This is a genomic window from Achromobacter colocynthidis (assembly GCF_057334535.1).
This window is the reverse complement of sequence record NZ_JBHFIZ010000039.1, coordinates 684,173-693,833: the sequence shown is the minus strand read 5'-3', so window position 1 is coordinate 693,833 and position 9,661 is coordinate 684,173. Positions and strand designations below refer to the sequence as shown.

The 9,661-nt window shown below is 65.2% G+C and carries 11 protein-coding genes; 2 read left to right on the top strand and 9 right to left on the bottom strand.

What is annotated here, in order from left to right; genetic code table 11:
- Both ACE04A_RS29550 and ACE04A_RS29545 read left to right on the top strand, forming a co-directional pair.
- On the top strand, nt 1–401 hold a 401-nt coding region (locus ACE04A_RS29550; protein WP_485820800.1), incomplete at its 5' end, for a histone H1-like DNA-binding protein.
- 148 nt (nt 402–549) lie between these two features.
- Entirely contained in the window at nt 550–1,110 is a 561-nt protein-coding gene (locus ACE04A_RS29545; protein WP_259252978.1) for a YggT family protein, read from the top strand.
- Between the two features lie 39 nt (nt 1,111–1,149).
- Here the strand turns inward: ACE04A_RS29545 and ACE04A_RS29540 are convergent, their stop codons facing one another.
- From ACE04A_RS29540 to prmA, 9 genes are all read right to left on the bottom strand, one after another.
- Nucleotides 1,150–2,595, bottom strand: a complete 1,446-nt coding sequence (locus ACE04A_RS29540; RefSeq protein WP_485820799.1) for a D-alanine--poly(phosphoribitol) ligase — start codon at nt 2,593–2,595, stop codon at nt 1,150–1,152.
- 16 nt (nt 2,596–2,611) lie between these two features.
- Nucleotides 2,612–3,739, bottom strand: coding sequence for an MBOAT family O-acyltransferase (locus ACE04A_RS29535; RefSeq protein ID WP_448718174.1), 1,128 nt, complete (start codon nt 3,737–3,739; stop codon nt 2,612–2,614).
- 8 nt (nt 3,740–3,747) lie between these two features.
- Entirely contained in the window at nt 3,748–3,900 is a 153-nt protein-coding gene (locus ACE04A_RS29530; RefSeq protein ID WP_279995062.1) for a hypothetical protein, read from the bottom strand.
- On the bottom strand, nt 3,897–5,084 hold the full coding sequence (locus ACE04A_RS29525; RefSeq protein WP_259252975.1) for a D-alanyl-lipoteichoic acid biosynthesis protein DltD: 1,188 nt from the start codon (nt 5,082–5,084) through the stop codon (nt 3,897–3,899). Before ACE04A_RS29525 ends, ACE04A_RS29530 begins: the two co-directional genes overlap by 4 nt.
- On the bottom strand, nt 5,062–5,301 hold the full coding sequence (locus ACE04A_RS29520; RefSeq protein WP_100853219.1) for an acyl carrier protein: 240 nt from the start codon (nt 5,299–5,301) through the stop codon (nt 5,062–5,064). Before ACE04A_RS29520 ends, ACE04A_RS29525 begins: the two co-directional genes overlap by 23 nt.
- Nucleotides 5,302–5,672: 371 nt before the next feature.
- Nucleotides 5,673–6,176 carry an outer membrane lipoprotein gene (locus tag ACE04A_RS29515; protein ID WP_050447100.1) on the bottom strand — a complete coding sequence of 168 codons (504 nt, stop codon included), beginning with the start codon at nt 6,174–6,176 and terminating at the stop codon, nt 5,673–5,675.
- 203 nt (nt 6,177–6,379) lie between these two features.
- Nucleotides 6,380–7,321 (bottom strand): carbohydrate kinase family protein, encoded by a 942-nt coding sequence (locus ACE04A_RS29510; RefSeq protein WP_279995064.1) that lies wholly within the window; start codon nt 7,319–7,321, stop codon nt 6,380–6,382.
- 12 nt (nt 7,322–7,333) lie between these two features.
- Nucleotides 7,334–8,674 (bottom strand): DUF3426 domain-containing protein, encoded by a 1,341-nt coding sequence (locus ACE04A_RS29505; protein WP_485820798.1) that lies wholly within the window; start codon nt 8,672–8,674, stop codon nt 7,334–7,336.
- A gap of 27 nt (nt 8,675–8,701) precedes the next feature.
- Nucleotides 8,702–9,628: a 50S ribosomal protein L11 methyltransferase gene (prmA, locus tag ACE04A_RS29500; RefSeq protein WP_100853222.1), complete on the bottom strand. Its 927-nt coding sequence runs from the start codon at nt 9,626–9,628 to the stop codon at nt 8,702–8,704.
- Nucleotides 9,629–9,661: the final 33 nt, after the last annotated feature.

Below are 9,661 nucleotides of genomic sequence, written 5' to 3'. Positions count from 1 at the left end.
CGGTAGCCAAGAAGGCCGTCGCAAAGAAGGCAGTTGCCAAGAAAGCCGTCGCCAAGAAGGCCGTCGCCAAGAAAGCGGTAGCCAAGAAGGCCGTCGCCAAAAAGGCCGTTGCCAAGAAGGCGCCCGCCGCCAAGAAAGCAGTTGCCAAGAAAGCGGTAGCCAAGAAGGCCCCCGCTGCCAAGAAGGCGCCTGCTGCCAAGAAGGCTCCCGCTGCAAAGAAGGCTCCTGCCGCCGCCAAGCCGGCTGCTGCCGCCAAGCCCGCCGCTGCCAAGAAGCCTGCCGCGAAGAAAGCCGCTCCCAAGAAGCCCGCAACGCCGCCGTCCACGGCTGCCGCCCCGGGTGCAAAGACCGCGCTGAATCCCGCCGCTTCGTGGCCGTTTCCCACGGGTGGCCGTCCCTAATCAGGACGGTTCGAAGCTGTAGCTTCACTAGAGCCGCCTGGCCTTGGCTAGGCGGCTTTTTTGCGTCATCTCCATCCGCCAAACGCCGCAGCAAACTTTCCACGCAGCGTGCGACAATTGATTCCTCATTTTTTCGGTGATCGCCTCCATGCTCGGTGAAATCTTCCGCTTCCTCCTCGAAATCGTGTTCACGCTGTTCGGCGCGGCATTGATTGCCCGCGCCTGGATGCACGCGATCCGCCTCCACGCCTTCAACCCGATTGCGCGCACCATCTACCAGGCAACAAACTGGCTGGTGATGCCGCTGCGCAAGATCATTCCCGCCGGCAACAAGATCGACTGGACGAGTCTGGTCGCCGCCTGGCTGGCCGCGCTGCTGTATATCGTGCTGATCTGGCTGCTGGCGCTGGGCGCGCTGATTCCCGCCGCGCTGCTGCCGGCCGCCATGGGCTCGGCCTTGATCATGACCATCAAGTGGGCGCTGAACCTGGTGGTGTGGTTGACGCTGATCCAGGCCGTGCTGTCCTGGGTCAATCCGACGGCGCCGATGATGCCGCTGCTGCAGGCGCTGACCGCGCCCATGCTGGATCCCATCCGCCGCATCCTGCCGCGCACCAGCATCGACTTTTCGCCCTTGGTGCTGCTGATCGTGGCGCAGGTGCTGCTGATGGTGCTGGCCAATCTGAGCCAGCGCATGATGGGGCTGTAGACCAAAGACACGGGGCATCGCGCCCCGTTCTTGTTTCCGCTATGCCGGAATCCCGGCGTAGATCTCGACCAGCTTCTTGCGGTCGATCTTGTGGTTGTTCGACATCGGCAATGCCGGGCACGCCACCAATTCCGACGGCACCATATAGGGCGGCAGGCGCTGAGCCAGCCGCGCTTTGCAATCGGCCAAGGCATCGGGCGCCAGCAAACGCGCATCCGGCTCCCGCGCCACGCCCGCCACAAAACCAATCAGGCGCACCGCCGTGCCATCGGGACGACGCAGCACCGCGCAAGCGCCGCCTTCCACCCCCGGCAGACCGTGCAGCGCCTCGTCGATTTCCGCCAATTCGATGCGATAGCCGTTCAGCTTGATCTGGTCGTCCATGCGGCCTCGGCAAAACAGCAAGCCGCCCTCTTCCATCTGGCCCAGGTCGCCCGTGCGGAAAGCGCGGCGGCCATCTTCGTGGCTGTAGAGCTTGGCGTCGTTCAGATCAGGCCGGTTCAGGTAGCCGCGCATGACGTGGTCGCCCACGATGCAGATCTCGCCCTCGTCCACGATCAACAGGCTATCCGGCTTGGCGTGGCCCACCGGCAGCGGGTCGTGGGCCGCCAGCACGGCGTCAGTGACTTCGATCCAGGTGGTTGCCACGGTGGCTTCCGTGGGGCCATACGTGTTCAGGATGACAGCATCGGGGAACCGCTGGCGCAGCTTTTTGGCCAAGGCCGCCGGCAGCGGCTCGCCGCAGAACAGGAAAGTGCGCAGCGCGGGCAAGGTGGCCGGGGAAAAATCCCGGTTGGCCAACTGCTGGTGGGCGAATGACGGGGTCGACACCCACACCGTGACGCCATGTTGTGCCAGGCGCGGCATCCACGTGCCCGCCGCCGCGATCTGCTCGCGAGCGTTCAGCACGCAGGCGCCGCCCGAGGCCAGGGTGCCGAAGACCTCGTACATGGACAGGTCGAAGCTGAACGGCGCCTGGTTCATGAACACCGGTGCATCGCCCAAGCCAAAGCTGCCCAACATCCAGTCGCCCAGCAAGCCCACGCTTTCGCGGCCGATCTGCACTCCCTTGGGGTCGCCCGTGCTGCCCGAGGTGAACATGACGTAAGCCAGGCCGCGCTCGGCAAGCAACGCGCCTTCGCCTTGGGTGAACGTGCCGGCGGCGGCATCGTAGACGGCCGCGGCGCGCACGATCTCGACAATGCGGCGCAACCGCTCCACCGGGTAGATGGTGTCAACCGGCACGAATGGCGAGCCGATCAGCAGCGCGCCCACCATGGCGACGAAGAACGACGCTTCTTTGTGGCCGTAGATGGCCACCGGCACATCCGGGCCCGCACCATGCTTGCGCGCGTTCTCCGCCCAGGCGTGCGCCTCGTCACGCAACTGCGCCCAGCTCAAAGAGCGATCGGCGGCGGCGACGGCCAAGGCGTCGGGCGACATTCCGGTATCAACGAACTGGAACGTTTTCAGGTCAAAACGCATGCCGATACTCCCGGCGTCAGATGGGGCTGCGGCCGCTGAACACGTACAGCGCCAGCGCGGCCAGAATCAAGGTAAGCACGCGGCCCATGAACCGCATCACCGGATGCGCCAACGTGGACTGCAAGGCGGGCCGGGTGCGCGCCGCGTTGACCAGCAGGTTGTGCCCCACCGAATACGCGCCGAACATCAGCCCGCTCACGATGTAATGCAACGACAAGCCGTTCCACACGCCCATGGCCAGCAGCGTGGCGAAGATGCCGATGTTCTGCGCCGCCATGCGATGGCGTCCGAAGAACCTGATCTTGCTCAACGCCTTGTAGATCGGCATGAACACCACATCACGCAACCACTCCGACAGGCTGATGTGCCAGCGGCGCCAGAAGTCCTGCGGGTTCAGCGTGGCCAAGGGGTTGCGGAAGTTGATCGGCAAGGTGAAGCCGAACAGCATGCCGATGCCGATCGCCATCGTCGAATAGCCGGCGAAGTCGAAGAACAGATACGCGCTGTACAGCGAGGCGTTCAACACCACGCCCGTGAACGAATAGTCGTGCGCGTCCAGCGTGGCCAGGCCATAACGCCAGATCAGCTCGGCCAGGCCGAACTTCTGGATCACGCCCAGCATGATCAGCTCCAGCCCGGTCAGCCAGGTGTTCAGGTTCACGCCTTCATAGCCGCGCTTGAGATCCGCCTGGAAATTGCGCCAGCGGTACATGGGGCCGGCCAACAGCGTCAGCGGGAAGAACAGGTAGATGAAGTAGTCCAGCGGCGACACGCGCTCGTTGCGTTGCGCGAACAGCAGCACGTCGATGGCGCGGAAGGTGGCGAACGACAGGCCCAGCATCGCCCCCAGGTGCGACACGCCGGTCTTCACCAGCAGCAGCGGCGTCATGGTGATGATGACGGCCAGCCAGGTGGGAATGTAGTTGCGGCGCACGGCCCACAAGGCGCTACCCGAAATAGCCAGCAGCGCGATGGGCTGATAGGGCCGCGCCCAGAACACCGCCATCCAGACACCCAGGCAGATCACCCCGATGATGTGGCGGTAGCCGATGCGAAACGGCATGCCGAACGAGCGGTATGCCAACAGGCCCAGGCCGCCGCACAAGGCGCCGCCAAAAAAGCTCAAGCTTGCGAACAATTCCATGGCGCGGCTCAGAACTGCTGGTATTGAAATTCGACCTTGATCGGTCCGCCGCTGCCCGTGGTGGGCTGGGCCTGCAGTACAAACACGAGGATGACCCCGACGTACAGGCACACATGCCAAAAAAAGCGGCGTCCGGCGCCGTCTTTGCGAAAGAATTTCATCGGGAAAAGTACTCCGCAATGCCTTGGTCCGCCATGGCCCAGCCGAGCTCGGCCAGGTGCATGTCGTCACGCAGCATGCCCGGTTCGAACGGAATGCTGTAAAGGTCCAGGCAACCCATCTGATAGCGCGTGCACATGCCCGTGATGGCGGCCACCACCGGATCAAAGCGCTCGACATCCAGGATGAGCTTGGGGTTGAACGGCTGAATGACGAAGTAGGCCTTCACCTTGCGTTTTTGCAGCAAGGCCATGACGCGCGACAGATCGCCCAGCTCGGCGCGGGTGATGGGGTCGACGTCGGCGAACTCGTTGCGGGCCGGCGAGTACAGCGGCGCCAGGTACTGCTTGTAGTAATCGTCGCGCACGTCGTACGGGTTATGGCCGCCCAGCCTGTGCTCCACCTCGCGCGCCTGATGCGTCAGTTGCCCCCACTGCCCTGCGTTCAAGCGCGCGGCGGACGGCCAGGACACGAAGCGGTGCGCGGGCACGGACAGCTTGGTGCGCGGGCGGTCGGGCGCGGGTTCCTGGCGCGCATGCCACCACAGCGCCAGCTTGTCTTTCAGCTCGGCCGCCTGGCCGTTGGCAATCAGCCAGAGCAGCCCCCAATTCGCGTTGTCGGTGATCCAGGTCTGCATCTGCTCGCGCGTGCTGGGCTGGTCCCACAGGCGGTCCCAGACCGGGCCGGTCACGTGCTCGGCGAACGCGCTGCGCGGCAACTGGCCGCCCGAGGCGAACCACGCGGGCGACACCATGATCACCAGCCGCGTGTTCGGCGTCAGGGAATCGGCCACGGATTCCAGCACGCTGACGATCCCATAAGACTGGAACATGGCGTGGCCATAGGCCAGCGTCGGCATTTTCAGCTCTTCGGGAAAGAAACGGTAGGGAACGAAACGCAGGTCGTGGCTGGACAGCTCGGACGAGCCCAGCACGACCAGCGTGCCGTCGCTCAGGGCGTTGCCCAGACGATTCAGGTTGACGTGCTGGGTGCCCCAGTCCGGTCCCAGATTAGGCAGGTAGTTGTTCTTGCCGGCCGTGGCCGACAAGGGCGCGGCGGCGGGCGTCACGATGCGGCTGAGCACATCGTCCGCCCCCCAATACGCGCCAACCGCCAGTGCAACCGCCGTCGCGGCAGCCGCGACGTGGGACAGCAAGCGCGTGTTACGCAGAATGGGCAGCAACATAGCCGGCAAGCGTACGGACCGACTGCAGGATTTCCGCGATTTCAGGAGCCGGGATGCTGCAGCCGTACTCCGATTCAACCGCCAGCGTGATATCCACGGCGGCCAGGGAATCCACGAGGCCTGTGGCGATCAATTGCGTGTCGGGGGTGACTTTCTTCATGACGATCGACTCGACGATATCGCCGATCTTGGTGTGGAGTTCTTGCTCGGTATACATAAGGTGTGCGGGGCGCCTCGTCGGCGAAACACCCCCGCTCGCAGGGATTCAGGTGCTTGAGGATATAGAAAAAAGCTGAAGCTCAACTGACGGGATTCAGCCATTCAGAATGACGCCAAGATGCACTCGGTTACATCAAAAACCGAGTTTGGCCTCGTTCGCAGGCGCAATCATTGCACTTCGACCGTTGAATCGCCATCGAACTTTTGGGCTTGATGGCGAGAAATGGCCGGGAAAGGCGACAGCTGCGGGTAAATCCTGGGGGGCCGCGTTGCGGCCGAGCGACATTCAGGCAAAAAAATGGCCCCTTGATAGGGGCCTGTGCGCGCCTTGGCGCGGCAATCGAAAAGCCCGCTTGCGCGGGCTTTGACTTACATCGGAGTCACGCGGGTCGGGCCTGCGCCGCTGATCACCTGCACGCGCTGACCCACGCTGATGGGCAAGTCCGCTTCCTGCGCCACGACGCGGGTTTCGCCGTTGTCCAGGCGCACCGTGATTTCGTAGCCGGAATTCTTGCCGACCCGGTTTTCCACGGCGTTACCGGCCAGGGCACCCAGGATGGCGCCACCCACGGTGGCGATGGTGCGGCCCGTGCCGCCGCCGACGGCATTGCCGGCCACACCGCCCAGCGCACCGCCGGCCAACATGCCGACACCGCTGGACTTGTCATTCTGGATCACGATGGGGCGCACGCCCGTGACGGTGCCCGTGCGAACGATCTGCTCGCGCTGGGCTTGGTCGTAGCTATAAACCCCGCTGGATGCGCTGGGATTCGCGCAGCCGCCCAAGACTGCCATCGACGTCACGACGGCCGCAACGGCCAGCCACCGGCCAGTACGCGGCGTTACCAGGGAAAGAGATTTGCTTTGGTTCATTTGGACTCCTCGATCGGGCACTGCCGACGACGTTGATCATACCGCGCCCGCCATCTTGGCCAGGCTCGGCTGCAACACACTGAAACTCACGGCCAAAGCCAGAAAACACCTGCTGAAAGCGGTGGCGATAGCGCCACCGCATCAGACGTTTGGACGACCGTTCGACCGTGCAGCCGCGAGGCAGTTCCCGAGCAGTCCAGGGCTCAGGCCGGCAGATGGATGCCGTAGGTGGCGTGCAGCACCGCGTCGATATCAGCGCGCGACGGCGCGTGGTTCTGCGGCCCGCGCGAAGCAATCTTGAGGGCGCCCATGACGTTACCCAGGCGGCAACTGTCTTCCCAGTTCCAGCCGCTGGTCAAGCCGTAGAGCAGCCCGCCGCGCTGCGCATCGCCGCAACCCGTCGGGTCCACGACCTGCGTCGCCTTCACGGGCGCGATGGCGATGGTCTTGCCGCCGGTCATCAGCGTGGCGCCTTCCGCGCCGCGCGTCACCACCACGGCTTGAAGCGTCTGGGCAATGTCGGCCATGCTGCGGCCGGTGCGCTGCTCAACGACGCCCGCTTCGTAATCATTCACGGTCAACGCCTGCGCCATCTTCAGCATGCGTTCGAGGTCGGCGCCGTCGAACAAGGGCATGGCCTGGCCCAGATCGAAAATGAAGGGGATGCCGCGCTGATGCAGGCGTTCGGCGTGGGCGAACATGCCTTCCTTGGCGTCCGGCGCCACGATGGCCCAGGCCGCGTCTGCGTCGCTCAGGTCGTTGTCCGCCGCGAACGACATGGCGCCCGGGTGGAACGCGGTGATCTGGTTGTCGTCCAGGTCGGTCGTGATGAAGCACTGCGCGGTGAACGTGCCGGGCACCACCTTGACGCGGGAAGTGTCGATGCCCAGGCCCGACAGGCGCTCCATGTATTCGCCGGCGTCTTCACCCACGGTGGCCACGGGCACCGGCTTGCCGCCCAGCAGATTCATGTTGTAGGCAATGTTGCCCGAGCAACCGCCGTATTCCTTGCGCATGCTGGGCACCAGGAAAGACACGCTCAACGACTGGATGCGGTCGGCAAGAATGTGCTCTTTGAAGCGGCCTTCGAACACGGCGATCGTGTCGAACGCCATCGAACCGCAAACCAGGACGGGGGTTGCCATGCGTGTCATCCTTTAAGGAAAGAACTTATCAAGTTGGTAGCCATTGACTTGAACGCCAGTCACTTCAATGGGCACTGAAATTTTGAGCTCGCCCGCCGGGGCGAAAGGCCCGCGCAGTTGCTCGGGCGTCAGGTAGTCCTCGGGCTTGAGCACCTTGCGCACGACCACCGTGTCGGACAAGTCCGTCAGGTCCAGCACCAGCGCGGGCCAATGCTGCGGCTTGTCGTAACGGTTGCGCAGCACCAGATTCAACACCAGCCGACTGCGGCCGTCGTCGATCGCGGCGGCGCCCGTGGGCGGTTGCAGCGACGACGAAGAAATGGCGATACGTTCCAGGCGGCGCGCATAACCCACGGTGCAGCCCAGCGGCTGGCACACGGTTTCCAGCACCGGGCGCAAGGCGGGCGCGGAATTGGCGATGTCGGTGCGGTAGACGTAAAGCAGTTGCAGGCCCAGGGCGATCAGACCCAGCAGGCAGGCATAGCCCCAGATCTTGCGCATCAGGCCCCGGCGTTCGCTGCGGTCCTGATCCAGGAACTCCGGCGGCGCGCGGCCGACGTCGGTGGCGCTGGAATAGCGGGTGCGCGCCTCGCCCAGCACGGGCTCGCGGTCGTCGTCTAGGTCGTGATCGTCGCCGTCATCGCGGCTGTCGTGATCATCGGGCGCGTCGCGGTCGTCCCACTTGATGATCGGTTCGTTGTCGCGCGACGCGATGATGGGCTTTTGGTAGCCGGAATCGGTGCGGAAGTTGTCGGTACGGCCGGTATAGGTACGGCCGGTATAGGCACGGCCGGTATCGACGCGGCCATGGGGCGCTTCACGCACCTCGTCTTCCAGGTCGTGATCGTCGTCGGGCTCGTCTTCCGGCAACGTGTCTTCGGGCTGCACGGGGCGGCGTATCGCATCACGCCCGCGCAGCACCGCCGGCGGAATCGCGGGCGTGGCCACTGGCGAAATCACGGGTTCGGCACGTACGGCTGGCGCGACGGGAGCGATAGGCGCGGGCGACGGCGCGGCGGGTGCAACGGGTGCAACGGGTGCGGCAGGCGCGGACTGTGGCGCGGCGGGTTCGTCTTCCCAGGGCGGCGTCTGGCGCGGCTCGGCCGACGGGCGCGCCAGTGTCGGCGCCAGGACCGGCGCAGCGGCGGCCGCCGCGGATGATGGCACAGGCGGCACGGCCGGCGCGGACGGCGCCGCGGGCGGCAGCGATCCGGCCTCGGGCAGCAGGCAGGCGCGGCCGTCGAAGACGGTCGAGCAGGCGCCGCAGCGCACCAGGCCATTGCGAACGCGGAGCTGGTCAGGCACCACCTTGAACGTGGTGCCGCACTGCGGGCAGCGGGTGGTCAGAGCCATGTGATGCAATCCTGCCTATCCGGTCACTCAGGCCTTCTGGCCGTGCAGGCATACCCAGCCGTCGCGGGCACGCCAGACCGACATGGCGAGCCAGGGCGCGTAAGCCGCGGCCACTTCCTCGGCCTGACGCTCCAGCACGCCGGACAGCACCAGGTGGCCACCCGCGGCAACGCGGCCCGCCAACATCGGCGCCAACACCTTCAACGGATTGGACAGGATGTTGGCAACCACTACCTGGAAGGTACCGTCGGCCAGCGCATCGGGCAGCATGGCTTGCAATTCGACGCGGTTGACCTCGGCGTTGTAGGCCGTGCTTTGCACCGCCTGCGCGTCAATGTCGACTGCCAGCGTCGGACCGGCGCCCAGCTTGCGCGCGGCAATGGCAAGAATGCCCGAACCGCAGCCGTAGTCCAGCACCGTGGCGCCCGTGGGCAATTCGGCTTCCAGCCAGGCCAGGCAAAGATGCGTCGTGGGATGGCTGCCGGTACCGAAGGCCAGGCCCGGGTCCAGTTCGATATGAATGGCGCCGTCTTCGGCGGCGGCCGGGTCCAGGCCCGGCACGTCGGGGTTGTCGCGGTGCCAACTGGGCACGATCCACAGGCGTTCAGCAATGTGGATGGGGCCAAACTGCGATTGCGTCAGGCGCACCCAGTCAGCGTCCGGCACGTCGCGCAGCGTCCAGCCGGCAAACAGCGCCGGGTCCAGTTCGCCGGCCGAGGCGGCCTCTTCCATGATCTGCGTGGGGTCGGCGCCATCGGGCAACAAGGCAACGACGCGGTTGCGGTCCCAGGCTTGGATGTCGGGCTCGGTACCGGGTTCGCCGAACAAGGGGCGTTCGTCATCGGTGCCGAAGTCGGCATCTTCCACGGATACCGACAGCACGCCCGCTTCCAGCAACGCATCCGACAGGGCTTCGGCCTGCGCCTCCAGGCAATGGAGCACGAGTTCACGCATGATTATTCTTCCATCTGGCCATGGGGGCCCCGG

Bases quoted from the DNA above. Each gene is read 5' to 3' on its own strand.
- ACE04A_RS29545 (WP_259252978.1), top strand. From the start codon at position 550: ATGCTCGGTGAAATCTTCCGCTTCCTCCTCGAAATCGTGTTCACGCTG.
- ACE04A_RS29540 (WP_485820799.1), bottom strand. From the start codon at position 2,595: ATGCGTTTTGACCTGAAAACGTTCCAGTTCGTTGATACCGGAATGTCG.
- ACE04A_RS29535 (WP_448718174.1), bottom strand. From the start codon at position 3,739: ATGGAATTGTTCGCAAGCTTGAGCTTTTTTGGCGGCGCCTTGTGCGGC.
- ACE04A_RS29530 (WP_279995062.1), bottom strand. From the start codon at position 3,900: ATGAAATTCTTTCGCAAAGACGGCGCCGGACGCCGCTTTTTTTGGCAT.
- ACE04A_RS29525 (WP_259252975.1), bottom strand. From the start codon at position 5,084: ATGTTGCTGCCCATTCTGCGTAACACGCGCTTGCTGTCCCACGTCGCG.
- ACE04A_RS29520 (WP_100853219.1), bottom strand. From the start codon at position 5,301: ATGTATACCGAGCAAGAACTCCACACCAAGATCGGCGATATCGTCGAG.
- ACE04A_RS29515 (WP_050447100.1), bottom strand. From the start codon at position 6,176: ATGAACCAAAGCAAATCTCTTTCCCTGGTAACGCCGCGTACTGGCCGG.
- ACE04A_RS29510 (WP_279995064.1), bottom strand. From the start codon at position 7,321: ATGGCAACCCCCGTCCTGGTTTGCGGTTCGATGGCGTTCGACACGATC.
- ACE04A_RS29505 (WP_485820798.1), bottom strand. From the start codon at position 8,674: ATGGCTCTGACCACCCGCTGCCCGCAGTGCGGCACCACGTTCAAGGTG.
- prmA (WP_100853222.1), bottom strand. From the start codon at position 9,628: ATGCGTGAACTCGTGCTCCATTGCCTGGAGGCGCAGGCCGAAGCCCTG.